This window comes from Paenibacillus sp. O199, from assembly GCF_001636635.1.
Taxonomy (GTDB): Bacteria; Bacillota; Bacilli; order Paenibacillales; family Paenibacillaceae; genus Paenibacillus; species Paenibacillus marchantiae.
In genome coordinates, this window is record NZ_LGRP01000025.1 from 23,473 (window position 1) to 50,209 (window position 26,737).

The window sequence follows — 26,737 nt, forward strand, 5'->3', positions numbered from 1 at the left end:
GAGGGAATCGACTGGGACTTTATACGGTTCTGGTATTGCCGATCTCCATTGGGGATGAAGGCTTCATGACCCGCTTCAATCGGCGCGTGGAACGGATTGCTCTAACGAGTTTGCGCAAGAAAGGCTTATGGCTTGAGGAGGAAAAGAAGAAATGACAGAACCGCATAACGGCAATATTGCCGTAAGGTGCAGCGGATGCGGAGTGCATCTGCAAACGGAAAACCCGGAATTACCAGGATTCATCCCCGAAAAAGCGTTGGATCGTGAACCCGTCATTTGCCAGCGTTGTTTCCGTATTAAAAATTACAATGAGTCATCATCCGTTACAGTGGATCAGGACGAGTTCTTGGCCCTACTGAGCAAAATCGGGGATAAGGATGCACTTGTCATCCATATCGTTGATCTGTTTGACTTTGATGGCAGTATCATCTCTGGTTTGCAGCGTTTTGTAGGCAACAATCCGGTATTGCTTGCCGTGAACAAAACGGACTTGCTTCCAAAAGTAACCAACTGGAACAAGGTTCGCAACTGGGTGCAAAAACAGGCCAAAGAACAAGGTTTGCGTACGGTAGATGTCGTTCTGTGCAGTGCGAAGCAAAATCAGGGCTTCGACCGACTGCTTGAGCTTGTAGGGACGTATCGCGGAGATCGTGACGTATATGTAGTTGGTGGTACCAATGTGGGCAAGTCCACACTGATTAACCGTCTGATTCGTGATTACAGTGATCTCGAGCAGGAACTCACAACATCCCGTTATCCGGGGACGACGCTGGATATGGTTAATATTCCACTCGACGATGGAAAAGCTATTATTGATACACCGGGAATTGTATACCCTTGGCGTTTCAGTGAGATTGTATCCCGTAAAGATCTAGCTGCCATTATGCCAGAAAAACCGCTTAAACCGGCCGTTTATCAGTTGAATTCTGGTCAGACGCTGTTCTTTGGCGGCATGGCTCGTTTTGACTTTGTAGAGGGAGATCGTCAGTCCTTCACTTGTTTTATCAGCACTGCGCTTGATATTCACCGGACGAAGTTGGAACGTGCAGACGACTTGTATCGTGACCATCTGGGTGAGTTGCTGTCTCCACCAACACGTGAAGATGCAGCAGATATGCCTGAATGGACCAGACATGAGTTCCGAATCAAACGTGGTAGTCAGTCGGATGTATTCATTTCCGGACTGGGCTGGATTAAGGTTAACGGTGAGAATGGGGCGCTTGTAGCTGTTCATGCTCCAAAAGGTATTCGTGTACTGATCCGCCCATCCTTGATCTAATGTAATTACAGCAGCATTTTCACCAGATCGGAGGCGGAAGTATGTCGGAACAGAAAAAAACAAATCCTTCACTCCCTGTCCTGCTTGGCGTTATGGGTGATCCCATTGCACATTCCAAATCGCCTGCTATGCATAATGCGGCTCTGCAGGCTGCAGGAGTGAATGGAATGTATATGCCACTGCATGTTCGTCCCGAGCAGCTGGAATCAGCCATTCGAGGCATTGTGGCGCTGGGGTATCGTGGTGTGAATGTAACCATTCCGCACAAAGAACAGGTCATGCAGTATCTTGATGTCATTGATGAAAGTGCACGCATGATTGGCGCGGTGAACACCATTGTCAATGAAGAAGGCAAGCTGACAGGGTATAATACGGATGGCATCGGTTATGTGCGTTCCTTGAAGGAAGAAGCTGTTCCGGAACTCACAGGTAAACGTATCGCTGTTCTGGGGGCTGGCGGAGCAGCAAGAGGTGTGATATACGCTCTTGCTTTGGAGAAGCCTGAACGGATTAGTATTCTTAACCGTACAGCCGACAGAGCCGTTGCCCTTGCTTCCAATCTGCGCGCTCATGGACTGGGTGACATCACAGGTAGTGGAATGGAAGAGGCTGCTGCGGTACTGGCTTCGGCTGATATCGTGATTAACACGACAGCAGCAGGCATGCATCCGCATGTAGATGACGTACCTGTTGACCCTGCACTCATTCGAGCAGGTGCAGCAGTAAGCGACCTTATTTACAATCCGCTGGAAACACGCCTGCTTCGCGAGTCAAGGCAGCGTGGATGTACTGTGCATGGTGGTCTTGGTATGTTTATATACCAGGGTGCGGTAGCATTCGAGCACTGGCTCGGCATCCCGGCTCCCGTGGAGACGATGCGGCGAGCTGTGTTAGAGAGTTTTTGATATTGTAAAATGAAAACAAGATTACACGATGACGAAGAGTGCAGAACCAATCTGAAGAAACGAAGTGCTCGCCTCAAAGCTTTCTGTAGGAAAGCTGCTTCGGAAGCATAAGCTTTCACCGGATTTCCCCCTTTATAAATGAAATGAAGAAATCTGGGGATAACAGCGATCGTAAGATGGTACTGCAATCGTAGTCACACTGTGTAAACTTTGTTAGTTCGTTTTATGAATGTAAAAATATAATTGAACGGTCAGGCCTAGGGCAGACATTGTGCTGTTGCTGAGGCTTGCTCACCATAAGGAGTATGGAGTATTCATGTTAAACGGTAAACAAAAGCGCTTTTTGCGTTCACAGGCACATCATCTGACCCCTGTATTTCAAATCGGCAAAGGGGGAACGAATGAGCACCTGTTCCGTCACATCGAAGATGCGATTGAGAAGCGCGAATTGATGAAAGTGCAAGTGCTCAACAACAATGACGAGGACAGAAAAGAGATGGCCGAAGAAGTTGCCCGTGAAACGGGTAGTGAGCTTGTACAAGTCATCGGTAATACAATCATCCTGTACAAAGAATCGCGCGATAACAAACAAATCGAACTACCTAGATAAGGGAGTGTGACGCGGGTGAAGATCGGTATCATGGGTGGTACGTTTGATCCGATCCACATGGGACACCTCCTGGCAGCTGAAGCGGCAAGGGATTCGCATGCACTGGATGAGATCTGGTTCATGCCTTCCCATGTTCCACCTCACAAACGCGGCGCCGGAGCTTCGGGACAGCAACGTCTCGAAATGACGGAAGCGGCTGTGAAAGGTGTGCAGCAATATGAGGTGCTGGGTATCGAGATGGAACTTGGCGGTGTGTCCTATACCATTGATACCATGAAGGAGCTTTGGCGCCGCTATCCGCAGCATGAATTTTACTTTATTGTTGGAGCGGATATGGTGAACTATCTTCCCAAATGGGAGCAGATCGAAGAGCTCGCCGAACGTTTAACCTTCATCGGTGTGGGAAGACCGGGATTCCAGTTACATCTGGATGATCTGCCGGACGCGTTGCAGGATCGGGTATTGTTGGCTGAGATGCCCCTAGTGGATATATCATCCACAGCCGTACGCAGACGTCTTGCCAAAGGTCATTCGGTACGTTTCATGATTCCTGATGAGGTGCACCAATACATTGTAAGGAGCGGTTTATATGGGACTAAGCCGTGACGAACTGATCCGCGCAGTTTCCGGTCAAATGCCGGAGAAGCGTTGGAAGCATACGCTGGGTGTCATGGAGTCGGCAGTGTTATTGGCTGAAAAATATGGTGCTGATCCTGTAAAAGCGGATTTGGCAGCAATCTTGCATGATGTGGCCAAGTATTGGCCCGTATCTGAGATGGAAGCGGTCATCCGTGATAATGGTTTGAACGAAGAACTTTTGCAGCATGACAAGCAGCTCTGGCATTCCGAAGTGGGTGCTTTTGTTGCTGAACGTGACTACGGCATCGATGATGCCGAAATTATTAATGCTATTCGTTGGCATACCTCGGGTCGATTGGGCATGAGCCTGCTGGATAAAGTGGTATGTCTTGCGGATTATATTGAACCGGGAAGAGACTTCCCGGGAGTAAATCATATTCGCGAACAGGCTGAGCATAGTCTGGAAGAAGGTTTAATTGCCGGTTTTGACTCAACGATCAGCTTGTTGATATCACAACGCCGTGTCATTTACCCTTTGACCATGTTGTCGCGGAATGACTTGATTGCACATTTATAGATTAGATTATGGAGGTTGGTTCATGACAGTATCATCGAAAGAACTTATGAATATGGCGGTTGCTGCCGCTGACGATAAAAAGGCATCTAACATTGTAGCACTGGATCTGATTAACATCTCGCTGGTAGCCGACTATTTTGTTATTTGTCACGGGAACTCCGATACTCAGGTACAGGCGATTGCAACAGAAATTCGCAAACAGGCGCATGCAGCCGGAGTGAACATCAAAGGCATCGAAGGTATGGATTCCGCACGTTGGGTATTGATGGATATGGGTGATGTGGTTGTTCATATCTTCCACCGCGACGAGCGTGAGTATTACAACATTGAACGACTGTGGTCTGATGCCAAAGTGGTGGAAACGGTATGAGTTTGATCGCAGGAACAGTCGTCAACTTGCCGGTTTCACGTGAAGTGTCTCCGTTTGGCTACTTTTTGACGACAGGATCGGAAGATGTACTGCTTCACTATACGGAGCTTACACGGGACGTTAAGATTGGAGAAACGCTGGAGGTCTTTCTGTTCTTTGATACGGAAGATCGCTTGGCGGCAACCATGAAAAAACCATATCTCACTCTAGGCGAAATGGCACGTCTGGTTGTGGCTGACATTCATCCACGCCTTGGCTGTTTCCTCGAGATGGGGCTTGGGCGGCAATTGTTGCTCCCGATTCGTGAGCTGTCTGAATTGGAAGAGCTGCGTCCCCAGGTGGGCGATGAAGTCTTTGTTATTATGGAACATGACAAGCAGGGACGTTTGCGTGCGAAATTGGCCGGAGAACGTGAGCTTGCACCATTGTCTTTCCATGCGCCAACCTCATGGGTTAATCAATGGGTTGAAGCTACGGTGTACAAGACACTTCAGATGGGTACGTTTGTACTTGTTGAAGGTGGAGTGCTGGGATTTGGAGCCATTGGCATGATCCATTCCTCGGAGCGTAACCGGATGCTGCGTCTGGGTGAAAAGGTAAACTGCCGGGTAACTATGGTCCGTGAAGATGGACGTGTCAATCTGGCAATGTCTCCTCTCAAAGAGGTTGGTCGCAACGAAGATGCAGACAAACTGCTTGCTTTCATGAAAGAGCGCCCTACGGGCGGCATGCCGTATTCGGATGCAACCCCGCCGGACATCATCAAGCAGCGTTTTGGTATCAGTAAATCCGCTTTCAAGCGGGCCTTGGGCAAACTGATGAAGGATGGTCTGGTAACTCAAAAGGAAAACTGGACCTATCTGACAGAGTCTGTACCTCAGGATCAGAACGAGGACAAGTAGACAAACGGGTAGAATGGATCAAGCATACGCTTGAATCCACAAGTAAAGGCAGGGCAAGGCTGGGTGAACTCCGGACGCCCCTGCTTTTTCTTTTGTTCAAAAGAGATTCGAAAATGAAATTGAAAGTGCGGTGCCTGACATGTCTTACCGGAAATTTGCCTATGTGTACGATGAATTAATGGAGGATATGCCTTATCCGGACTGGATAAGGTTTGCGAGAACGGCTTGGGAACGGCATGGCATGCCGAAAAGTGTGGCTGAACTGGGCTGTGGAACCGGCTCAATTACGATCCCACTGGTGAACTCCGGCTTTGAAGTTACAGGTATTGACCTGTCAGCGGACATGCTGTCTGTTGCACGCAGTAAAATGGAGGCCACGCCTCAAGGCCACCGCTTATATCGGGAAGGCAGTGTCCGCTGGGTGCAGCAGGATATGCGGGACTGGAGAGTACCGGAGCCTGTGGACTCGGTGATATCGTTCTGTGATTGCGTGAATTATCTGCTTGAAAAAGAGGATATCGTTCGTACCTTTCAGCGTACTTACGAGATGCTAAAGCCGGAGGGCACATTCCTGTTCGATGTACATCATCCGAATACCCTTATTCGATACGAAGAGGAGCAACCATTTGTGTTGGACGAACGCTCCGTATCGTATATTTGGACCTGTGATATGGATCATGAACGGTGTGAGATTGAGCATCATCTAAGTATCTTTTCGCGTGTGGCTGAGAGCGGCAAGGATATGTACCAACGGTTTGAAGAGGTTCATGTTCAGCGTGCGTATGATCCGGACTGGATGAAGCTGGAGCTCACGAAGGCTGGCTTCAGAGATGTACGTGTATATGCTGATTTTGAGTGGAAAGAGGCGGGAGAAGGCGCACAGCGTCTATTCTATGTAGCCGTGAAATAGGATTAAGATAAAGAACTGTCCTTATGATGTTTGTATAAGGGCAGTTCTTTGTTTATAAGAATGTTTTTTATATGTAATAAAAGTTATTGCCAGTGGGGTTAAAGGAAGCCATAATAGTTGGATGGAAAACGTTTTCTAATTAGTAGAATCCTGAAAAATTAAATTCTGGGTGGGATGCAGAATGGAAAGTACATACAAAACAAGGCTTACTTCTGAACAGTTAGACGGAATTGTGCAGCAGCATTTTAACACAGGTATCCAAGAATACAAAGAAATGATCGACGGCTGGGCAAACCACGCTTACTTTATCACCAAGAACGACGGACAGAAGGTTGTACTCAAAATAGCTCCTTCTAATGGCATTAAGCTGATGCGCTGCGAACAGCATGTCATGGTTGCTGAGGTTGAAGCACTACGACTCGCGGCAGAACTTCAGGATGTACCCGTTCCTCGGGTATTGGCCTATGATCCATCGCTCACCCTGGTTCCGGCAGAGTATTTTATTATGGAGTACATGCCAGGAACGCCGTATAACAAAGTCAAAGATCAGTACAGTGCAGAAGAGCAGGAATTCATAGAGCAGCAGCTGGGTGCGTACAATCGTCGGATCAATGAAATTAAAGGAGAGAAGTTTGGTTACTTTTCCTCAAAGAAATCGCATTATACGACGTGGAAAGAAGCTTTCCTGTGCCTAATGGATGATATGCTTGCAGATAGCAAGGCAGCGGGTTTGGAATTTTCGATTCGTTATGAGGAACTGGAGCGTTTGATTCAAGAAAAATCGGATGTGCTGGATGATGTCAAAGAGCCTGTGCTTGTACATTGGGATTTGTGGGATGGGAATGTATTTGTGAAGGCGGGGAAAATCACCGCCATTATCGATTTCGAACGTTCCCTTTGGGCAGATCCTTTAATGGAGCACTATTTCAGTCATTTTAATAATACATCGGGATTCCTCAAAGGATATGGAAGAGCAACTACAACAGACAGTGAACGAAAAAGAAGAAGTTTATATGATCTGTATTTTGATCTGGCGCTGAGAATCGAGTGTCCGTATCGTCAATACGAGAACAAGGAACACATTCAGTGGTCGATTGATAATCTAGAAGAAGGAATCAAGCGATTTCAGTCGTCTTAATGTGTATACTGATGCATAGCATTGCTTATACTCAACAGACAGTGTAATATTGACTTTAATGCTTCTTTTTTATATAATGTTTCCGATCATATCGTATACATATTTCGATGATAAGGATCAGTAGTGAGTCCTGTACATGACAGAGAGCCGGCGCTTGGTGCAAGTCGGTTGACAGTATTTCACGAACTCGCCTTGGAGAAATGCGGTGATTACACCATCTTGCAAACGACCGAAGTTACATTCGGGCTCAGGAATGGAAATCCGCATCGGTTAACCGCCGTTACAGGTCCAAAGGGAGTGGATGACGAAGCACGTTCGTCCGCTAACTAGGGTGGTACCACGGGAATTCAACCTCTCGTCCCTAGCGCTGCAAACGCTACGGGATGCTGAGGTTTTTTTGTTGCAATAAAAGCGAATAACCAAGAGGAGGAACAATAGATGAGTGAGAATCAACAGCCGAAACACGGCTATAAGCCACAAGACATGGAGAAAAGTTGGCAGCAATACTGGGATGACAATAAAACGTTTAAAACGGGTGAAGACCCCGCTAAACCGAAGTTTTATGCCTTAGATATGTTTCCGTATCCATCCGGCTCAGGCTTGCACGTAGGTCACCCAGAAGGATATACGGCAACGGATATCGTATCCCGTTTCAAACGTATGCGCGGTTTCAATGTATTGCATCCAATGGGTTGGGACGCTTTCGGCCTGCCTGCTGAGCAGCATGCATTGGATACTGGTGAGCATCCACGGGATATTACATTCCGCAATATTGACAATTTCCGTCGCCAGATCAAATCACTGGGTTTCTCATATGACTGGGATCGGGAGATCAGCACAACAGACCCTGACTATTACAAATGGACGCAATGGATCTTCATCCAGTTGTACAATAAAGGCCTGGCTTATGTAGATGAAGTGCCTGTGAACTGGTGCGAAGCTTTGGGAACGGTACTGGCGAACGAAGAAGTTATCGACGGTAAGAGTGAGCGTGGTGGACATCCGGTCGTTCGTAAACCGATGCGCCAATGGGTATTGAGAATTACGGAATATGCAGAGCGTTTGCTGGAAGACTTGGAAGAGCTGGACTGGTCGGAAAGTATCAAGGATATGCAGCGCAACTGGATCGGCAAATCGACCGGGGCGGAAGTTACTTTTGCCATTGAGGGTCATGAAGAAGTTATTAAAGTGTTTACGACACGTGCAGATACTTTGTTTGGTGCAAGTTATGCTGTATTGGCACCTGAGCATGAGCTGGTTGAAGTCATTACAACGGCTGAACAGCGTGAAGCAATCAAGGCATATCAGGAACAGGCTGCTCGCAAGAGTGATCTGGAACGTACTGATTTGGCTAAAGACAAAACGGGTGTGTTCACAGGAACTTATGCAATCAATCCGGTAAACGGAGCGAAGGTGCCAATCTGGATCGCCGATTATGTTCTGGCTGGATACGGCACAGGGGCGATCATGGCCGTTCCGGGACATGACGCTCGTGACTGGGAGTTTGCGAAACAGTTTGGTCTGGACATCATCGAGGTTGTACAGGGTGGCGACGTGACACAAGAAGCGTATTCCGGAGACGGACCGCATGTGAACTCCGATTTCCTGAACGGATTGAACAACGAAGAAGCGATTGCGAAGATGATTGCCTGGTTGGAAGAGAATGGTAAGGGGCAAGGCAAGGTAACCTATCGTCTGCGCGATTGGCTGTTCAGCCGTCAGCGTTACTGGGGTGAACCAATCCCGATTCTGCATCTGGAAGACGGAACGATGAAGACGGTGCCGGAAGATCAACTGCCTTTGCTGCTGCCGGATATTGACCAGATTAAACCCTCGGGCACTGGAGAGTCACCACTGGCGAATGTTACGGAATGGGTTAACACCGTAGATCCGGAAACGGGAATGAAAGCACGTCGCGAGACGAACACAATGCCACAATGGGCCGGTAGCTGCTGGTATTACCTGCGCTTTATTGATCCACACAATGACAAGGAACTGATCTCTCAGGAGAAACAGCAGCAATGGCTGCCAGTTGATCTGTATATCGGGGGAGCAGAGCACGCGGTGCTTCACTTGCTGTACGCTCGTTTCTGGCATAAAGTGCTGTATGATCTGGGTGTGGTGCATACCAAAGAGCCGTTCCACAAACTGGTCAACCAAGGTATGATCCTGGGAACCAACAATGAGAAGATGAGTAAATCCCGTGGTAATGTTATTAACCCGGATGAGATCGTCAATGAATTCGGTGCAGATACATTGCGTCTGTACGAAATGTTCATGGGGCCTCTGGAGGCGACAAAACCGTGGAACGCTAACGGGGTTGAGGGCATGCACCGCTTCCTGTCACGTGTATGGCGTCTGTTCATTAATGAAGATACAGGTGCAATTAATGACAAGATCACAGCAGATGGTGGAACCGATGAGTTCAAGCGGACTGCACACAAGACAATCAAAAAGGTTACAGAGGATATGGAACATCTGCGTTTCAACACAGCGATCAGCCAGTTGATGATCTTCATCAACGATGCGTACAAAGCAGATACGCTGCCGCGTGAAGCAATGGAGAACTTTGTACAGCTGTTGTCACCGCTGGCACCGCATATGGCAGAGGAGCTGTGGAGCCGTCTCGGTCATGAAGGTGGAATCTCTTACGTAGCTTGGCCTGAGTATGATGAGTCCATGACGGTGGACGCCGAAGTGGAGATTGTTGTTCAAGTGAATGGCAAAATTGTAACCCGTGCTACGATCGCGAAGGATCTGGACGCACAGGGTATGCAGGACTTTACAATGGAACTGGCACCTGTGAAACAGGCACTGGAAGGCAAGACCATTCGCAAGGTCATTGCCGTTCCAGGCAAACTCGTTAATATTGTTGCCGGTTAATCTCACCGGCTTTGAATAGTTCATCCAGCTTCAACAAATCTTCATCATATTTGTCGTGAGTCGTCTGGATCAGACTGTCAAAAACCCCATTCAGACTGACCTTTAGCAAGGCAAGTGCCTGTGCGGTGATGCCGCCAGGGACAGCCACGCGAGCCTGAAGTTCTTGCGGGGTGTATCCTCCTTCGGTGAGCAGCTTGCCTGTTCCCAGGAGCATCTCGCCGGCAAGAGCGCAGGCGTCGGCTCGTTTGATGCCTGTAAGCTTGACGGCACTCTCAATCCATTGCTCCAGAAAGAACGATATGAATGCAGGTCCGCAGCTGGAGAAGTCGGATGTGATCCGGGTGCAGGCTTCATCCACTTGATAGGGTCTGCCGATATGACTGAGCAGCCCTTCCAGCACAGCGCGGTCTTCGGTAGTCATTCGCTCACCGTGAATACACAGGGACGCTCCGCTGCCGACCTGGTGCGTAACGCTGGGGATAACTTTGGAGACTTTGCAAGGAAGTGAAGATTCCAGATGGCGCAGCTGCACGGGACTGGTGATCGAGACGATTATATGATTGGGATTCACGACAGGCAGGATGTCGTCAATGACATGTTTGAATTCAAGTGGCTTCACGCACAAAAAGATGATATTGCTGCGGATGACGGTTTCCCGGTTGCTCTGTGATTCATGCAGACCGGGGTAACGGAGGGATAGCTGCCGTACTTTGGAAGGGGTTCTATTGCTGGCGGCGATCTGCCGTGGCTCAAGTGCACCGGATTGAATCAAGGCATAGATCAGCAGGCTGCCCATGCTGCCGGTTCCGATAAATCCAACCTTCATTGTTCAGGCCTCCTTTCATGCTTTACGGTAATGGCGCAGTTCTTTCCCTCTAGTGTATGCGTCAGGACCTGCTTCACATGACATGAAAATAGTACAGCTTGGTTTACCAGGCAAATCCAACGGTTCGGAAGCACCGCCCGTGTTCAGAATAGATTTATTTTGAATCCAGGGAGAGGTGTGGAAGAAAATGAGATGGAACAAGGGGATGACCATTGCTGCGGCGGTGGTCGGATGTATTCTGATATTATGGTCGGGCAAAAGTGAACAGCCGCCTTCGGGCTGGGAACCTATGCAGCTCGCCACCGAGAAGCCGACGATAGAGCAGGAAACCCCTGCTGTACAGTCGGCTACTTTGGTTCAGGAACAAACGAAGGCTTCCGATGCAGAACAGAGATCGTCAACAACAGAGGCCCCAGTAGAGACTAATCTGGTTGATGCCGCAGCAGGGAAAGTGTCTGATCAGACAGTTGCAGTTAAGCAAACGGATAATCCTACTGATGGGACACAAATGAAATCCGAGGCAGCGGTTGTTTCACCAGACAATAACCAAGCTTTGGTAAGCAATGAAGCTGTCGACAATGGCAAAATTGATGTCAATACAGCTCCGGCAGCGAAGCTTATGGACCTTCCTGGAATTGGGGAGAAAAAGGCGCAAGCCATTATTGATTATCGTAATTCCCATGGTCCTTTTACCAAAGTCAGCGATCTGACCAAAGTGAAAGGAATCGGAATGAAGATGCTGGAGAAAATGGCTCCTTATGTACAGATCAGGTAATCACGCAATATTAAATATTAGGATATAAGTTGAATTGGAAATGACATAAGAACGATGTATGGGTTCAACTTTCATCATGTGGGAGGGAAACGGTTATGAGCACAGCAGACGTACGCAAAGACTGGGATACGTATTTCATGGACATCGCATATATGGTATCTACCCGTTCCCGCTGTTCACGCCGCCATGTTGGCGCCGTACTTGTTCAGGGGAAGAAACTGCTTGGAACAGCCTATAACGGTGCGCCCATGGGGGTTCCGGACTGCTCTGAAGCAGGATGCATGATCTCGGAAGAATATGAGCTGGTGGTAACCGACGGTCAGGAGGAAATGGTTAAAAAGCAACGCTGTATTCGTACTATTCATGCGGAGCAGAATTTGCTTTTGTTCACCGATCGAATTGACCGTGAAGGCTCTTCTGTATATGTCACGGATGAACCTTGCTGGACTTGCTCTAATATGCTCGCGAATAGCGGTATTACAGAAATCGTGTTTCATCGCCCGTATCCCAAGGACACAGGCAAGGTAACAAATATGATGAAGCAAAAAGGTATTACGTTTCGTAAGCTGGAAAATTACCAGCCTCCGCGGGAGACGATGATGACAGTAAGTGACTAGAACCAATATAATATTCAAATTTGCGGGGAAGAACCTCCGGTTGCTGTATCAGCTGCCGGGGGTTTTTCTGCGTTCATACGGGTGACACAAAGGAGGGGAAGAAAATGAAAGGTAGACCTTTACTCGTATTTACCGTCTGCTGGTTATGCGGTAGTGGGATGGCATGTGTATTATCGGGTTGGTCCTTGATCGTGGGAATGATCGGGGCGTTCGTTTGTCTGCCACTTTTACTACGATGGATTGATATACGCGGTTGGTCCATCTTGTTACTGATTGGAGCACTCGTTGGCGGTGCTGTGCACTGGGAATGGAATGATGCGCGGAATCGGAGTAGTCTGCCCGATATCACACATACGACAGCCGAGGATTTGGACGGTTATGCAGCTACACTCGAAGGAACCCTTATGTCGGATGTACGCATAGATGGGGATCGGGCCGATTTTGAAATGCAGGTCACGTCGATGCTTCCACTATCCGATGCATCCTCGGCGCCAGCGTCGGAAGCGCGAACTGCGCCTAACGTGAGAGAACGTCTAATGGTCCAAGTTCGCCTGGCTGAGGAAGAAGAACAGCAAGTAGCAGCAGGGTGGAAGCGAGGAGATACGATCACGTTGACGGGTGCGCTTTCGCTTCCCAGCGAAGCCAGAAATTTTGGTGGGTTTGACTATCGAAATTACTTAAGGACTCTTCATATCCATTGGTTGTTTAAAGTGAAGGGTGCCAGCTCGGTAACCACCGTTCCGCCGGAAGGGCTGGGGGAACTCAATATCCTCCGGTGGAATGACATCGTCAGGCATAAACTTGGCGCAGCGGTAGAACAGATATTTCCCGAACCTCATGCGGGGTATATGAAAGGCCTGATTATCGGGATGGCTAATGATATCGATCCGGATACATATGGACAATTTTCACAGCTTGGTTTAACTCATATATTGGCGATCTCCGGAACACATGTCGCGGTGTATGTGGCATCGCTGCTTCTCCTTTTATCATGGCTTAGGTTAACCCGAGAAACCTCGCTCACCATTGTGTTGCTGCTAATACCTGCATATGTACTGTTGTCTGGCGGTTCGCCATCAGTCATTCGTGCGGGTATCATGTCGATGATTGGTTTGTATATGGCGCGGCGCGGGCTTGCGAGGGATGGATTGCAGATGATCAGTGCAGCAGCGTTGTTGATGATGTGGTGGAACCCGTATTTTTTACTGAGCGTGAGCTTTCAGCTATCTTTTCTTGTAACGGCTGGACTGATGATTTACATGCCACTGATTAATCGGATATTTAGCAGTTGGCCCAAGGGCCTTGCAGCAACAGCTTCTGTGACGGTAACAGCACAGCTCATTTCTTTTCCGGTCACGATTCTGTATTTCAACCAGTTTTCACTGCTTTCATTTGTCGCAAACTTCCTGCTTGTATCTTTGATCAGTGCCATTGTACTTCCTCTTGGAACGGTTGCCCTGATTTTATCGTTCATTTGGATACCTCTGGCTAAACCATTGGCGTGGATTGCTATTATGTTGAACAAATTGACCTTTGTAAGTGTGGAGTGGATGAACAGTTTGCCTGGATTTGTGCTGATCTGGGCTACCCCATCGCTACTGTGGATAACAGCATATTATGCCGTTCTCTATGCGCTTCTGCGGGTCCTTCACCGTGGTCGAGGTGACCAGCCTGTAGTTCAGGGCACAGAAGAGGATACGGCTCCGCTGGATCGCCGATTTGTTGGTGGAACGCCTAAAGCTGCTCTGGGGCTGTCTGGGTTGTCTAATGTATCATCACAAGGATTAAACAAAGGTGGGCGTGAAGCTAGCCCGGGTTCGATGACAACATTAAGTGCAAGTATTGCCTGGCCGGAATATACCAGTGCATTTGCTGCGCGTGGGGCGGGTTTTTACTCTGGTGAACGGATGAACGTCTTCCACAAATGGATGTGTGCGCTGCTGGCTCTCAGCTTTGTGGTGGGATTATGGTGGGCATACCAGACACCGCAGCCTGCGGGGACAGGAGTGGTGCAGTTTTTGGATATCGGACAAGGGGACAGTACACTTATTACAACACCTGAAGGTAAACATATTTTGGTCGATGGTGGAGGTACGGTCCAGTTCGGGAAGTCTGAACAATCCTGGAAGACACGGCGTGATCCATACGAAGTAGGGGCCAAGGTGGTCGTTCCTTTATTGAAAAAGCGGGGCATTCATCGGCTGGACGCCGTAATCGTAACCCATGCCGATCAGGATCATGCTGGTGGATTACAGGCCGTGCTCGAACAGATTCCAGTGGAACGATTCATGTTCAATGGGACAACCAGCGGTACAGCCAATTTCGAGAAATTGCTGGATACCGTTATAGACAAACAGATTCCGTTATATGCCATTCGCCAAGGGATGTCCTACGCTCCGGATGGGGAGACCAGACTACATTTTATATATCCGGATCTGGAGAAAGCGATGGATACAGAAGAAAGATTGCCCTTCTCGGAACATCAGAATCATGATTCGGTTGTCTTTATGCTGGAAATGGCAGGCGCCTCATTATTGTTCACAGGAGACATGGATGCTGCAGCCGAGCAGGATCTGCTCTATATGATTCAAGATGGATCGCTCTCAGCCTCGTTTGGACAGTACGATGCGGATGCTACGTTAGTAGATGTTACTATTCAGGAGATGTTTACACGTCATTTGGGGGAGAATCATGAGGTTCCTGTCACCATAGACGTATTAAAAGTTGCACACCACGGTAGCAAAACATCGTCAACGGAAGCTTGGTTACAGTACTGGAATGCATCTGCATCCGTGATATCTGCTGGGGCCAACAATACATATGGACATCCCAATCCTGGGGTGCTTGAACGTCTTGTAGATTCGGGTACAGAGATCTATCGAACAGATCAAATGGGGGAAATTCAGATGAAGATCAAAGATGGGAAGATTGATGTGCGCTACAAGTTGACGATGGATGATTCATGAATTTCTGTGGGAGTTGGCTAAAATGGATTACTCTCTTGCTTTTGAAATACCAACTATTAAGCTAATTATAGTCGCACTGAATAAGTTAATCGTGTGATCGATTTGATCCCAAGTTTTATGGCGTATCATCATATTATATACAATAAATAATAGACTACAGAGTAGAAAAAATCCCAGGAAGTACTTTAAAAAGATTTTCAAATTCATTTAATCTGCCTCATATCTGCTTAGAAATTTTGTTGCGCCGTTGTGAGTTCTAGTTCGTCTGTGCGACTTGAATTACTATTAATTAGTGTCCGGTTTTCCGTTAGTTGTCTGATTTTGCTCCTCTACGCACCTATATTTTCTATTTTAAGTTATAAAATGGGATTGATTATGCTGTTTATGTGAAATTAATGTAAAATTTCGTGAAAGATACGTAATACTTCTGTGTTCATCATGTTCGCTCAATAAAGATAAAATCTATACAGTCCCAATCTACAACTGATTGTCATTTATTAATTTTTTGTATGAAGTACATCATTTGCTCGAAGAATGAAACCAAAAGCCCGCTTTCCGGTATACTCCTCGGGGAGAATGCCGGAAAGCGGGCTAATCTTGGAATGACTTATAACAACGAATTATTCAACGCCATCTTTGAAGTGTTTACTCCAATGTTTGTCGCCTTTGTGCAACAGATCTTCTACGGTTTTCTCAAGCGTCAGCAAGAGCTGTGCTCGTACATCAAGCACGGTTTCTCTGTACAAGCGTTCTTCCGATCCGACGATTTTATCGCCGTATAATGCCTGTGCAGCGGTGTATTTCCGATGTTCCTCAACCAGAGTATCAATAGACTGCAAAGCATGTTCCACAAAATGGGATATGCTTTGATATTCTTTGGGCATTTGTTCTTTTAACGCTTGAATTTTTGCAAGAGCTGGCATGCTCATCACCTCGTGTTATGAATGTAAATTTACAATACACTGTTTTCATGAAAATTACATTAAAACGAGCTTAAATTTGTAGAAAATTTGAACTTTTTTATTTTCAATGCTATAAGTGTTGTTAGCTATAATGTATGCCATTGTAATAAAATTGAGTCGTGTAAGTACTGGAATGACTTTTGAGCTGGCTTGATGACTCGTTATGCAATTTCTGTTATTCTAAGAGAAGATTTCAGCGGCCCCAATACATAAGCCGTTATTTTGTTATGGCAATAAAAAAAATACTTAACTTTGCAACAATTTTATTGATGGTCACGTCTGTAAGGTTGCAGGGAGAGGGGGATCCTTTGTGGTAGAGCCGGAACTCATCAGAGCCGCTCAATCGGGCGATCGCGACGCTCTAATTACCCTATTGCGGGACATTGAACAGCATGTTTATCGGACCGCATATTACATTCTAAATAATGAACAAGACGCTTTGGATGCTGCTCAGGAAGCGTTGATCCGAATTTACACCAAGATTAATTCATATGAGGAAAAGGCCCAGTTTAAGACATGGGTTCAGCGCATCGTCACGAATATCTGTATTGACAAATTCAGAAGAACCAAGCCCTCCGTCTCCATTGACGAGCATGATATGGTTTTTCAGGACAATCAGGATGTGGAATTCGAAGTGATGTCCACATATGTGGCAAAGGATATTCAGGATGCCATTAACAAGCTGCCTGAGCATCATCGTACCGTTATTGTTCTAAGATATTTGCAGGACTTATCCTATAACGAAATTGCGGATTGCCTCGATCTTCCGTTGAATACGGTTAAATCTTATTTATTTAGAGCCAGACAGCAATTACAGAATCTACTACAGGAGTATCAGAAAGGTGGTGTGACAGGATGAAATGCGAAGAGGTGGTGGAATGGATGCACCGGTATCTGGATCATGATCTGGGCGAGGCGGAAACTGCGCAGATGCTACAGCATGTGGCCCAATGCGCGGAGTGCGCCGAAAATTTTAGTTTGCTCAGAGCTCTCTCCAGAGAACTGGAAGATTTGCCGCAGGTAACCCCGAGATTCAGTCTGGTTGATGCCATTATGCCGCAACTGGATGCAATCGACGAAGCGAAAAGGGAACAAAGCAGTACAATACAGGAAATGAGTCCTGTCCCTGCTGCATTTGAGAATTTACAGCGTTCAAGTGAGCGGAAACCGAAGCAAAAATGGTTGAATTCTATGGCGGGCCGGATGTCCATGGGCGCAGCAGCAGCCGCTGTTGTACTGGGCGTTGCCATTTTTGGATATCAGCCAGAGAAGATTGAAAATGCAGAAATGATAATGAGCACGGGCAGTACCCAAGAAGGCGGGAATGAGGATCAAAATCCACTGAGCAGAGAGATCAACAATGAAGATTCTTCCTCCTCACTACAGAGCGATAACAGTGTGTGGATCGATAGTTCGGAAAGTCAGCCATCCGCTGAAGATAAACAAGCTCAAGAGGTTGGTCCTGAAGAAAACGGTTCAGAGAAGGTGCAGGAACCAGAATTGAAGGAAGAGCAACCTTCTAAACAGCCAGATACTGGGTCAGAATTGAACAAGAGTGATGCAACGAAAAACGCCCCTTCCAGTTCCAATCCTGCTGATAGTACCAAGAGTGCAGATCAGCAAAAAAGTCAGGATTCAGGAGCTGCTACCGGACCTTCGGCAGGTTCTACTGAGAGTGGAGCAACGGAGCCTGAAAATGGGGATGCACAATCATTCACTACTTCTCAGGATATGCCTGATGTTAAGGTAGAAGAGCCGACGGAGGGCGTGACGAGTCCTGATTCCGAGACAGGCATGGATGCAGCGGGAGGAAATAAGGGATTGGCTGCCACGGATTCAGGTGCACTTGCTACGACGACTCCAAAAGAATGGAAGTCACCCGATGGCTCCTATCTGGTCATGCTACTCGGCGATCAGATCAGCATTTACTCTAAACCTGCCGCTGACCCGGATGTGCTTAATCTGGTCGAGCAACGTAGTGTGGAGGGTACACTAAAATCTGCGAGCTGGTCCAAGGATAGCACCGTATTCAATTACGAGACAGACCAAGATGGGACAACAGTGAAGAAATCGTTTAATGTGTCCACTGGTTCAAGCGGGACCTCTGGTAAATAGGCTGTAAATTATACGTTTGGCCTTAAGACTTGCCGAACATTTCTGTTGTATCAAGAATATATTGAAAGTAACAACAACGTCCTATCTCAGTTGGCATAACTGACGTCGTATGACCGCGCACCAGCTTTTTCTAGAATTGTTGGTGTCAGCGTTTATATAGATGTAGGACAGGGGGCCTTCATCCGTAACCGGATGTAAGGCCCCTTTGTTGTCTGTCACGATTTCTGGTAGGATAAGAGGGATAAGGGGGCACCGTGATGGATGTAAAGAGTGCGACAAAGGCAATACGTAATGGAGAAACGGCTCCGGTATATGTGCTGTACGGAACGGAGAAGTACCAGATACAGCAATTTACGGATATGTTAAAACAACAGGTAATTGAAGAAGAGCACCGAGAATTTGCGATCATTCCATATGATCTCTCTGAGACACCTGTGGAGGTGGTCATTGAAGAAGCGGAGACGGTTCCTTTTCTTGTTCCACGTAAACTCATTATCGTTCGCGATGCTAATTTGTTTACAGCAGGCAAGGATTCCAAAATTGATCACCAGATTGATCGGCTGCTTACATATATGGACAATCCGGCAGATTATAGTATTATTGTGTTTCTGGCCCAAGGGGATAAGCTGGATGAGCGTAAAAAACTAGTTAAGGCAGCCAAGAAACAAGCCGTTGTCCTTGCGTTCGCTCCACTAAGTGGTGAAGAGCTGCTGGGTTGGATTGTAAAGCTGGCGAAGCAACGGGATGTATCTTTTGAGACTGGAGCAGCTGACACGCTTGTTAGTTATGCAGGAACAGGCTTGCAGACGTTATCTGCGGAAGTGGACAAGTTGTGTTTGTTCGCTGGTAACGGAGGCACGATTAAACGCGCAGATATCGAATCTTTGGTGGCGCGAAGTACCGAGCAGAATGTGTTCGCGTTGGTGGAGGAGCTTGCTAACTTGAGGCTGGAGAAAGCGTTGGGTCTTTTTTATGAGTTGCTGAAGCAGCGTGAAGAACCAATCAAAATTGCTGCCTTGATTGCCCGTCAATTTCGAATTATGATTCAGGTAAAGGAGTTAGGGCAGCAGAGTTACTCCCAACAGCAGATTGCCAGTCAGCTTGGTCTGCATCCGTATGCTGTCAAAATTGCTGGTGAACAGGCTCGCAAGTTTCAGGCAGAACGTTTGAGGCTAATTCTGAGTCATCTCAGTGAACTGGATTATCAGATGAAGACCGGGGCAGTGGATAAAGTGCTCGGACTAGAGCTTTTCTTGTTAAGGCTCGGTGCTTAAACTTAGATATAACTGTAACACAAAGCGGCCTCTATTCCGTTGATGGTGAGATCATCGGAATAGAGGCCGCCCCGTTTGAATGAGTGCTTATAGAATCAGATACTAAAAAATCCTGAAAGCTCGTGCTGTTCAGGATTTTTCCATTAGATCGTATAAGTAACGCTTCTTACGCTTGTGCGGAAAGAGCGTTCAGTTTTTTCGCCAAGCGAGACTTTTTGCGGGCTGCAGCATTTTTATGAACCAGACCTTTAGTTACAGCCTTGTCCAGCTTTTTGGAAGCAGCTTGAATCGCAGCTTTTGCAGTATCAACTTCGTTACTTACCAGAGCAGCATCAGCAGCTTTAACAGCTGTACGGAGTGCAGATTTCTGGGAAGCGTTGAGTGCGCGGCGCTTGTCGCTCGTTTTTACGCGTTTAACAGCGGATTTGATGTTTGGCATTACATTCACCTCCTGTAAGGCATTTGCATGAATACAAACGTTTCACAACTTAAAATATTCTAGCACGCTGGCATGCAAATTGCAACAGATTTTCCTATGATGTTCGATGGTGCTGCATAAAGCACACCATTTTCCCACACAATATGCTCAAATGCGGTAAGGGAGGCAGGGACAGATGACACTGGATTTGCAAAATTATGCAGTTCGTACCGACTTGGCAATTGACTCCAAGGAGATGGCTCAGGGGGGGCAGAAACAGACGATTCCCGGGCTACGGGAGGATGTGGATGAGAAAGACGGTATCAAAATCACACGTATTGATGTGCTTGATGATGCAGCAGCTACAGCAATTGGGCGTGTAAAGGGGCACTATGTCACTTTGGAGGTTCCATCGCTTCGTAACGGGGATACCGATCTTCAGGAGCGGGTGGCGGCAGAATTCACGCGAGAGATGGAAGATTTTTTGGCCAAAGCGGGAATTAACAAGACTTCCAAGGTGCTGATTGTGGGTTTGGGCAACCTGAACGTCACGCCTGATTCACTTGGTCCGCTGGTAGTGGAGAATCTGATGGTTACCCGTCAGTATTTTGAGCTGGTTCCGGATCAGGTTGCACCCGGTTATCGAGAAGTCAGTGCTATTGCGCCAGGTGTGCTGGGGACAACGGGTATAGAATCCAGTGACATCGTACAAGCGATCGTGGATCGAACGAAACCAGATGCAATCATTGCGATTGATGCGCTGGCTTCACGCTCCCTCGAACGTGTTAATACAACGATTCAAGTGGCAGACATCGGCATTCATCCTGGCTCAGGAATTGGGAACAAGCGACGTGGACTGACACGTGAAATATTGGGTGTTCCCTGCATTGCCATCGGTGTACCTACCGTATGTTATGCGTCGACCATCGTGAATAACGTCATCGAAATGATGCGTACTCATTTTCGGCAGGAGACCGACCAAACGAAACAGATTATGGGCATGCTGGACGATATTGGCGAAAATGACCGTCTCAGTTTGGTAAAAGAGGTACTGGAGCCACTAGGCCATGATCTGATCGTTACCCCCAAAGAAATCGACGAATTTGTCGAAGATATTGCCAATATTATTGCAACAGGTCTAAATGCAGCGCTCCATGATGCGGTAAATGCTGAGAATGTAGCTGCCTACACCCATTAATTAACATTTGAAATTTAAATGCTTGAGACTCCTGTGAAGAAGGTCCGAATCTATCGGACTTTCTTTTTTTGTGCAATCTTCTTTTTCCTGTTCTATCAAATCTGGCAGGCTCATAGAGTTGAAGTATAAGCGTTGTCCAGCAGGGAAGGAGACAGAAGCAATGAACAAAATATTGGCCTGGAATATTGGTAAATGGAAAAAGAGATGTTTGCACGTGCTGGCCATGGGCCGTACGTTGTTGTTGCTTATGATCATATCTGCTTTGTTTTTTGTTGTACTCGGTCTAGGGGGCATGGCAGAGAAGCGTTTGAATAGCTCACCCGTTTCTTCTATGAAAGGGTTTGCGGGAGCCGTATCAAGCAGCTTTTTTGTGGACATGCTCGGCATGGAAATGCCGCATCTAACTCAGAAGGAACAAGCCTCTGCATTTTCTGGTGAGAATCTGACTTCGTTTGTGTTCCAACTGCTGACGAATGTGAATCCGCAAGACCCCAAAAGCCTGATCGCTAGAGAAATGCCTGGCATGGGTTCCAATCAACCCGTACTGCTGCGACCGGGCTCGGGAAATGAAAAAGCTGAAGCTCCAGAAGATTATCAGCCGGGTCCTGGACTCATTGATACGGCATCGGCAGGCGGAGGGAAATCAGGTGGCGAGCAGCATATCCCACCAGGTCAGGATAACCCCGATCCATCTGATCCGCAGGATCCGGGTGATGGTGAAGTAAAGGGTGATCCCCCACCGAAGAGTGGCGGTAAAGATGAACCGAGCAAACCAACGACAGGAAAAAAAGCGATTCTTGTCTACCATTCCCATCCACGTGAAGGATACAATCCTCTCTTGGGCACAAAGAGTGACAATCCTTCTTCTGGTAAATCGACGGGCAATGTTTTTCAAGTGGGAACCTACTTATCCGATAGTTTGGAGAAACTGGGGATTGGGGTGGAACATGCACAGGAAGATTATCCGACCAAGGTCAAGGATTATAACTGGAATTATTCCTATAAATACTCTCGTCAGACGGTGAAAACTGCACTCGCTCAAAATGACGATCTTACGTATCTCATCGATATCCACCGTGACTCACAACGTCATAACAAAACAACGACGACTATTAATAATCTGGGTTATGCCAAAGTATATTTTATTATAGGACATGAGAATCCAAACTGGCAGCAGAATGAGGCCTTTGCGGCCAAAATTCATAAGAAGCTGGAAGCGAAATATCCAGGGGTATCTCGGGGCGTATGGGGCAAGGACGGCGGCGGGGCCAACAATGGTGAATACAACCAGACGCTTTCTCCCAACAGCATATTGATTGAGATTGGCGGCATCGACAATACAGCTGCTGAACTGGAGCGAACATCCAAAGTACTCGCCGACATGATTGCAGAGGTGTACTGGAATGATCAGAAGGTGGACAAAGCGAGTGCGGAAAAGACATCACAAGGTGGCTAGTATTCCTGATATGGAAGAATAGAAGAATTGAAGATATAACAGGAGGCGAGGAATGTGTCCAGATTCGGCAAAAGATTGTTTTCCATCTGTTTATTAATGTTGCTGGGTGTGCTGTTTGGAATGCAGCTGGCAGGCAGCAACTTTAATAGAGGCGATGATTCGACTGGCAACCCTGCAGTGGTGAAAACTGAGCCGGCGGCACCGGCTGCCGAGTCTGTTCCGATCGCGGCGGTACAACAGGAGGTCAAAGAACCCCCAGCCGTACCTGTTCTGTCACCGAGTCAAGTGCTTGGCGCAGAGCAGAGCAAAGCACCGGTCGACGTGCTGGCTGACAAAACGGCAGGTCTTCTTCAAAATCTGTCCCATAACGGAATGAAGTGGGTAGTATCCTTATTTAGCGGAGTCGCTGAATAAAAGGTTATGAAATATAGGCAAAATATACCCTTGGGAGTTCGCAATTGTGACGATAATTATAAAGTTGGGGCAACGCGGGATTGATGCACCCTGCATCAACTGTTATAATGATGTGATTGACACTAGGCTGTTTCTGGGGGTAAGGAATGACTGACATTCGGGCAAGACAACGTAAAATTCGTAACTTTTCAATTATTGCACATATAGATCACGGCAAATCAACACTTGCGGACCGGATCTTGGAGCACACAGGTGCGCTCACGTCACGTGAAATGCAGGAACAGGTTCTCGATAAAATGGACCTTGAACGCGAACGTGGAATAACGATCAAGCTACAAGCAGTAGCCTTGACTTACAAAGCGGATGACGGTGAAGAGTATTTATTGAATCTGATTGATACACCAGGACACGTAGACTTCACGTATGAAGTATCACGCAGTCTTGCTGCATGTGAAGGTGCTCTGCTGGTTGTGGATGCGGCTCAGGGAATTGAAGCCCAAACACTTGCCAACGTGTATCTGGCGTTGGATAACAATCTTGAAATTTTACCGGTTATCAACAAAATTGACCTTCCGAGCGCTGATCCTGAACGGGTGAAGCAGGAAGTGGAAGATGTTATTGGTTTGGACACAAGTAATGCGGTTTTGGCTTCGGCCAAATCAGGAATCGGAATCAAAGAAATTTTGGAGCAAGTGGTGAAAAGTGTTCCGGCACCAACTGGTGATCCTGAACAGCCTTTGAAAGCGCTGATTTTTGACTCGCACTACGACCCGTACAAAGGTGTAATCGTATATGTGCGTGTTGTTGACGGCAAAATCAAATCCGGTTCCAAAATCAAAATGATGGCAACAGGTAAATCATTTGAAGTCATTGAAGTTGGAGCGTTCAAACCTCGTATGACCATCGTGGACGAGCTGAACGTCGGGGATGTTGGATTTATTGTTGCCGGTATTCGGCATGTAGGCGATACACAAGTCGGGGATACGGTAACGGATGCCAAAAATCCAACACCGGAACCTTTGCCGGGTTATCGTAAAATTAACCCAATGGTATATTGTGGTCTCTATCCGATTGAAACATCGGACTATGTTGATCTGCGTGAAGCGTTGGAGAAATTGCAGTTGAACGATGCGTCTCTGAGCTTTGAACCGGAAACATCCAGTGCACTCGGTTTTGGATTCCGTTGCGGATTCCTTGGACTGCTTCACATGGACGTTATCCAGGAGCGGATCGAGCGGGAGTTTAATATTCCGTTGATCACAACGGCACCAAGCGTAATCTATCACGTCACCTTAACGAATGGTGAAGTGATGAAAATCGACAACCCATCCAACTATCCTGAGGTGGGACGGATTGATTACGTCGAGGAACCATATGTCAAGGCAGACATTATCGTACCGAATGATTATGTAGGTACCATTATGGAGCTGTGTCAGAATAAACGTGGTGAATATGTGAATATGGAATATCTGGACACAACACGGGTTACCATTACCTATGAGATTCCGTTGTCCGAGATTGTATATGACTTCTTCGACCAGCTGAAATCCGGTACCAAAGGATATGCATCCCTTGATTATGAGCTGTCCGGTTACCGTCAGTCCAATCTGGCGAAAATGGATATTGTACTCAATGGCGAACAGGTGGATGCTCTGTCCTTCATCGTTCACCGTGACCGTGCCTATAACCGTGGACGCATTGTCTGTGAGAAACTGCGCGAGCTGATTCCAAGGCAAATGTTCGAGGTGCCAATTCAGGCATCTGTAGGTACCAAAGTTGTAGCTCGTGAAACGGTAAAAGCAATGCGTAAAAACGTACTTGCGAAGTGTTATGGCGGTGACATCTCGCGGAAACGGAAACTGCTTGAGAAGCAGAAGGAAGGTAAGAAGCGGATGAAGCAGGTTGGTAACGTAGAGGTGCCGCAAGAAGCATTCATGGCGGTGCTGAAAATTGATGATTAAGAACGCAATCTCTGAGTACATCAAATTTTGTGTATCGGAGAATGCGTTTAAAAAGACGTTTGCTTGCAAACGTCACGTGAACCCTTTCGGTACATCAATAATTTGTGTATGAAAGGATGAACGGATTTTTGAGGTACAGCACAAATGTGTGTATTTAAATTAGATTAATAATTCATTTTTGGGTACAACACTGAGTGTGTGTATCAAAATTGAATTGCAAGACGTTTGCTTGCAAACGTAGGTACAACACAGAATAACCAATAAACCAAGCTGAAAGGGAAGCCGGATGGCTTTCCTTTTTTCAAATAGAGGGGGACTTGCCATGACATTGGCAGCACACAGCCGGAAAACAGGTGCACCCCAAGCGGTGTATCTTCACATTCCCTTTTGCACAAATAAATGTTTCTACTGCGATTTTAACTCTTATGTATTGAAGGACCAGCCTGTTATGCAGTACCTTGAAGCGCTGGAACGGGAGATGGAACATACGGTTAAAGCGAATCCGCCGGGAGAAATCAAAACCATATTTGTGGGCGGCGGTACGCCTACTGCACTGAAACCGGATGAAATGGCCGTATTCCTGAAGTCCGTTAAGACCTATTTCCCCAATTGGGCAGATGATATTGAGTTTTCGATGGAAGCTAATCCGGGCACGACCGATGCGGAGAAACTCGCCGTTATGAAAGAAGGCGGAGTGAACCGCGTCAGCTTTGGGGTACAGGCTTTTCAAAATGATCTGCTGACAGGTATTGGCCGGATTCATAATACAGATGATGTATACCGCAGTTTGGAAAATGCCCGAGCAGCTGGATTGCATAACTTGTCCATTGACCTCATGTTTGGTTTGCCAAACCAAACTGTCGAGATGCTGAACGAGAGTATTGATAAAGCGCTGGAACTGGATTTGCCGCATTACTCCATATACAGCCTGAAGGTGGAAGAGAATACTCTTTTCCATACGTTGTATCAGAAGAACCAGCTACCGCTTCCTCATGAAGACGACGAGTTGCAAATGTATCTTCTATTAATGAAGCGTATGAAAGAAGCAGGTTACGGACAATACGAGATCAGTAACTTTGCCAAACCCGGCTTCGAGAGCCGTCACAATATCACGTACTGGCGTAATGAGGACTATTACGGTCTGGGTGCAGGTGCACATGGATATGTAGGCCGCGAACGCCATATGAATATAAAAGGTATAAACCCGTATGTTGAAGCTTCCAAAGGAGGTCTGCCGCGTCTCGATCATTTTGAGATCAGCCGCGCCGAGGCAATGGAAGATTATCTGATGGTTGGATTGAGAATGCTGGAAGGTGCTTCATCCTCACGGTTTAGCGATCAGTTCGGGGAGCCTATGGAGGAAGTGTTTGCGAAGCCTTTGGGCAAAATGCTGAATGCAGGACTGCTGGAGAAGACGCCAGACGGCTTCCGGCTTAGTGAACAGGGCATCCTGTTCGGAAATGACGTTTTTGCCGAGTTTATCGGGTCTATATCGCTGAATTCGTAGCTTGAAATTCTATACGCTCTGTTGTATATTTATTCATATTGATTTTACAGAGCGTGTAATTTATACAACTACGAAGTCAGCTTTCCTCTGGAAAG

General features: G+C 47.1%; 24 protein-coding genes, 1 pseudogene and 1 other annotated feature. Of the genes and pseudogenes, 22 read left to right on the forward strand and 3 right to left on the reverse strand.

Features of this window, described 5'->3' with window-relative positions; all coding sequences use genetic code 11:
• The 11 genes and pseudogenes from A6049_RS34215 to leuS all read left to right on the forward strand — a co-directional run.
• Window positions 1–155, forward strand: a pseudogene (locus A6049_RS34215) (YqeG family HAD IIIA-type phosphatase); the annotation flags it as partial.
• On the forward strand, window positions 152–1,279 hold the full coding sequence (yqeH, locus tag A6049_RS25085) for a ribosome biogenesis GTPase YqeH (RefSeq protein ID WP_024628522.1): 1,128 nt from the start codon (window positions 152–154) through the stop codon (window positions 1,277–1,279). The pseudogene A6049_RS34215 and the gene yqeH, both read left to right, overlap by 4 nt.
• Window positions 1,280–1,320: 41 nt before the next feature.
• Window positions 1,321–2,184, forward strand: a complete 864-nt coding sequence (gene aroE, locus A6049_RS25090; protein ID WP_063567268.1) for a shikimate dehydrogenase — start codon at window positions 1,321–1,323, stop codon at window positions 2,182–2,184.
• 316 nt (window positions 2,185–2,500) lie between these two features.
• Window positions 2,501–2,794, forward strand: a complete 294-nt coding sequence (gene yhbY / locus A6049_RS25095) for a ribosome assembly RNA-binding protein YhbY (RefSeq protein ID WP_063567269.1) — start codon at window positions 2,501–2,503, stop codon at window positions 2,792–2,794.
• A 15-nt stretch (window positions 2,795–2,809) separates the two neighbouring features.
• Window positions 2,810–3,400, forward strand: a complete 591-nt coding sequence (locus tag A6049_RS25100) for a nicotinate-nucleotide adenylyltransferase (RefSeq protein ID WP_063567270.1) — start codon at window positions 2,810–2,812, stop codon at window positions 3,398–3,400.
• Entirely contained in the window at window positions 3,384–3,950 is a 567-nt protein-coding gene (gene yqeK / locus A6049_RS25105; protein WP_063567271.1) for a bis(5'-nucleosyl)-tetraphosphatase (symmetrical) YqeK, read from the forward strand. The genes A6049_RS25100 and yqeK overlap by 17 nt, the downstream gene beginning before the upstream one ends.
• A gap of 22 nt (window positions 3,951–3,972) precedes the next feature.
• Window positions 3,973–4,320, forward strand: coding sequence for a ribosome silencing factor (rsfS, locus tag A6049_RS25110; protein WP_024628517.1), 348 nt, complete (start codon window positions 3,973–3,975; stop codon window positions 4,318–4,320).
• Window positions 4,317–5,222, forward strand: a complete 906-nt coding sequence (locus A6049_RS25115; protein WP_063567272.1) for a CvfB family protein — start codon at window positions 4,317–4,319, stop codon at window positions 5,220–5,222. Before rsfS ends, A6049_RS25115 begins: the two co-directional genes overlap by 4 nt.
• A gap of 139 nt (window positions 5,223–5,361) precedes the next feature.
• On the forward strand, window positions 5,362–6,132 hold the full coding sequence (locus A6049_RS25120; RefSeq protein WP_063567273.1) for a class I SAM-dependent DNA methyltransferase: 771 nt from the start codon (window positions 5,362–5,364) through the stop codon (window positions 6,130–6,132).
• Between the two features lie 181 nt (window positions 6,133–6,313).
• Window positions 6,314–7,270: a phosphotransferase family protein gene (locus tag A6049_RS25125; protein WP_063567274.1), complete on the forward strand. Its 957-nt coding sequence runs from the start codon at window positions 6,314–6,316 to the stop codon at window positions 7,268–7,270.
• 98 nt (window positions 7,271–7,368) lie between these two features.
• Window positions 7,369–7,636 (forward strand) — a binding site (T-box leader).
• Between the two features lie 72 nt (window positions 7,637–7,708).
• Complete coding sequence (gene leuS, locus A6049_RS25130; protein WP_063567275.1) at window positions 7,709–10,153, forward strand: leucine--tRNA ligase; 2,445 nt, start codon at window positions 7,709–7,711, stop codon at window positions 10,151–10,153.
• Here the strand turns inward: leuS and comER are convergent.
• A complete protein-coding gene (gene comER, locus A6049_RS25135; protein ID WP_063567276.1) occupies window positions 10,134–10,979 on the reverse strand; it encodes a late competence protein ComER in 846 nt (281 codons plus the stop codon). The two genes, leuS and comER, sit on opposite strands and share 20 nt — an antisense overlap.
• Window positions 10,980–11,166: 187 nt before the next feature.
• Here comER and A6049_RS25140 point away from each other — a divergent pair, with 187 nt between their 5' ends.
• The 3 genes from A6049_RS25140 (at window position 11,167) to A6049_RS25150 (ending at window position 15,337) form a co-directional block, all read left to right on the forward strand.
• Window positions 11,167–11,754 carry a ComEA family DNA-binding protein gene (locus tag A6049_RS25140; protein ID WP_063567277.1) on the forward strand — a complete coding sequence of 196 codons (588 nt, stop codon included), beginning with the start codon at window positions 11,167–11,169 and terminating at the stop codon, window positions 11,752–11,754.
• 95 nt (window positions 11,755–11,849) lie between these two features.
• Window positions 11,850–12,371 carry a deoxycytidylate deaminase gene (locus tag A6049_RS25145; protein ID WP_063567278.1) on the forward strand — a complete coding sequence of 174 codons (522 nt, stop codon included), beginning with the start codon at window positions 11,850–11,852 and terminating at the stop codon, window positions 12,369–12,371.
• Between the two features lie 104 nt (window positions 12,372–12,475).
• Complete coding sequence (locus A6049_RS25150) at window positions 12,476–15,337, forward strand: ComEC/Rec2 family competence protein (protein WP_063567279.1); 2,862 nt, start codon at window positions 12,476–12,478, stop codon at window positions 15,335–15,337.
• A 620-nt stretch (window positions 15,338–15,957) separates the two neighbouring features.
• On the opposite strand, the gene A6049_RS25160 is transcribed toward A6049_RS25150, so the two are convergent.
• Window positions 15,958–16,260 (reverse strand): hypothetical protein, encoded by a 303-nt coding sequence (locus A6049_RS25160; protein ID WP_053781298.1) that lies wholly within the window; start codon window positions 16,258–16,260, stop codon window positions 15,958–15,960.
• 349 nt (window positions 16,261–16,609) lie between these two features.
• Between A6049_RS25160 and A6049_RS25165 the strand changes: the two genes are divergently transcribed.
• From A6049_RS25165 to holA, 3 genes are all read left to right on the forward strand, one after another.
• A complete protein-coding gene (locus A6049_RS25165) occupies window positions 16,610–17,158 on the forward strand; it encodes an RNA polymerase sigma factor (RefSeq protein WP_024628507.1) in 549 nt (182 codons plus the stop codon).
• Window positions 17,155–18,414: an anti-sigma factor family protein gene (locus A6049_RS25170; protein ID WP_063567281.1), complete on the forward strand. Its 1,260-nt coding sequence runs from the start codon at window positions 17,155–17,157 to the stop codon at window positions 18,412–18,414. Before A6049_RS25165 ends, A6049_RS25170 begins: the two co-directional genes overlap by 4 nt.
• A 257-nt stretch (window positions 18,415–18,671) precedes the next feature.
• On the forward strand, window positions 18,672–19,688 hold the full coding sequence (gene holA, locus A6049_RS25175) for a DNA polymerase III subunit delta (RefSeq protein WP_063567282.1): 1,017 nt from the start codon (window positions 18,672–18,674) through the stop codon (window positions 19,686–19,688).
• A 166-nt stretch (window positions 19,689–19,854) separates the two neighbouring features.
• Here holA and rpsT read toward each other — a convergent pair whose 3' ends face one another.
• A complete protein-coding gene (gene rpsT, locus A6049_RS25180) occupies window positions 19,855–20,127 on the reverse strand; it encodes a 30S ribosomal protein S20 (RefSeq protein WP_024628504.1) in 273 nt (90 codons plus the stop codon).
• A gap of 175 nt (window positions 20,128–20,302) precedes the next feature.
• Between rpsT and gpr the strand changes: the two genes are divergently transcribed.
• The 5 genes from gpr to hemW all read left to right on the forward strand — a co-directional run bounded on the left by gpr (window position 20,303) and on the right by hemW (window position 26,642).
• Window positions 20,303–21,304, forward strand: a complete 1,002-nt coding sequence (gene gpr / locus A6049_RS25185; protein ID WP_063567283.1) for a GPR endopeptidase — start codon at window positions 20,303–20,305, stop codon at window positions 21,302–21,304.
• 160 nt (window positions 21,305–21,464) lie between these two features.
• Window positions 21,465–22,760, forward strand: a complete 1,296-nt coding sequence (locus tag A6049_RS25190; RefSeq protein WP_063567284.1) for a stage II sporulation protein P — start codon at window positions 21,465–21,467, stop codon at window positions 22,758–22,760.
• Between the two features lie 54 nt (window positions 22,761–22,814).
• A complete protein-coding gene (locus A6049_RS25195) occupies window positions 22,815–23,174 on the forward strand; it encodes a hypothetical protein (protein ID WP_063567285.1) in 360 nt (119 codons plus the stop codon).
• A gap of 146 nt (window positions 23,175–23,320) precedes the next feature.
• Window positions 23,321–25,135 carry a translation elongation factor 4 gene (gene lepA / locus A6049_RS25200; RefSeq protein WP_063567286.1) on the forward strand — a complete coding sequence of 605 codons (1,815 nt, stop codon included), beginning with the start codon at window positions 23,321–23,323 and terminating at the stop codon, window positions 25,133–25,135.
• 322 nt (window positions 25,136–25,457) lie between these two features.
• Window positions 25,458–26,642: a radical SAM family heme chaperone HemW gene (gene hemW, locus A6049_RS25205; protein WP_024628499.1), complete on the forward strand. Its 1,185-nt coding sequence runs from the start codon at window positions 25,458–25,460 to the stop codon at window positions 26,640–26,642.
• Window positions 26,643–26,737 lie beyond the last annotated feature (95 nt).

Bases quoted from the DNA above. Each gene is read 5' to 3' on its own strand.
- yqeH (WP_024628522.1), top strand. From the start codon at position 152: ATGACAGAACCGCATAACGGCAATATTGCCGTAAGGTGCAGCGGATGC.
- aroE (WP_063567268.1), top strand. From the start codon at position 1,321: ATGTCGGAACAGAAAAAAACAAATCCTTCACTCCCTGTCCTGCTTGGC.
- yhbY (WP_063567269.1), top strand. From the start codon at position 2,501: ATGTTAAACGGTAAACAAAAGCGCTTTTTGCGTTCACAGGCACATCAT.
- yqeK (WP_063567271.1), top strand. From the start codon at position 3,384: ATGGGACTAAGCCGTGACGAACTGATCCGCGCAGTTTCCGGTCAAATG.
- rsfS (WP_024628517.1), top strand. From the start codon at position 3,973: ATGACAGTATCATCGAAAGAACTTATGAATATGGCGGTTGCTGCCGCT.
- A6049_RS25115 (WP_063567272.1), top strand. From the start codon at position 4,317: ATGAGTTTGATCGCAGGAACAGTCGTCAACTTGCCGGTTTCACGTGAA.
- A6049_RS25120 (WP_063567273.1), top strand. From the start codon at position 5,362: ATGTCTTACCGGAAATTTGCCTATGTGTACGATGAATTAATGGAGGAT.
- A6049_RS25125 (WP_063567274.1), top strand. From the start codon at position 6,314: ATGGAAAGTACATACAAAACAAGGCTTACTTCTGAACAGTTAGACGGA.
- leuS (WP_063567275.1), top strand. From the start codon at position 7,709: ATGAGTGAGAATCAACAGCCGAAACACGGCTATAAGCCACAAGACATG.
- comER (WP_063567276.1), bottom strand. From the start codon at position 10,979: ATGAAGGTTGGATTTATCGGAACCGGCAGCATGGGCAGCCTGCTGATC.
- A6049_RS25140 (WP_063567277.1), top strand. From the start codon at position 11,167: ATGAGATGGAACAAGGGGATGACCATTGCTGCGGCGGTGGTCGGATGT.
- A6049_RS25145 (WP_063567278.1), top strand. From the start codon at position 11,850: ATGAGCACAGCAGACGTACGCAAAGACTGGGATACGTATTTCATGGAC.
- A6049_RS25150 (WP_063567279.1), top strand. From the start codon at position 12,476: ATGAAAGGTAGACCTTTACTCGTATTTACCGTCTGCTGGTTATGCGGT.
- A6049_RS25160 (WP_053781298.1), bottom strand. From the start codon at position 16,260: ATGCCAGCTCTTGCAAAAATTCAAGCGTTAAAAGAACAAATGCCCAAA.
- A6049_RS25170 (WP_063567281.1), top strand. From the start codon at position 17,155: ATGAAATGCGAAGAGGTGGTGGAATGGATGCACCGGTATCTGGATCAT.
- holA (WP_063567282.1), top strand. From the start codon at position 18,672: ATGGATGTAAAGAGTGCGACAAAGGCAATACGTAATGGAGAAACGGCT.
- rpsT (WP_024628504.1), bottom strand. From the start codon at position 20,127: ATGCCAAACATCAAATCCGCTGTTAAACGCGTAAAAACGAGCGACAAG.
- gpr (WP_063567283.1), top strand. From the start codon at position 20,303: ATGACACTGGATTTGCAAAATTATGCAGTTCGTACCGACTTGGCAATT.
- A6049_RS25190 (WP_063567284.1), top strand. From the start codon at position 21,465: ATGAACAAAATATTGGCCTGGAATATTGGTAAATGGAAAAAGAGATGT.
- lepA (WP_063567286.1), top strand. From the start codon at position 23,321: ATGACTGACATTCGGGCAAGACAACGTAAAATTCGTAACTTTTCAATT.
- hemW (WP_024628499.1), top strand. From the start codon at position 25,458: ATGACATTGGCAGCACACAGCCGGAAAACAGGTGCACCCCAAGCGGTG.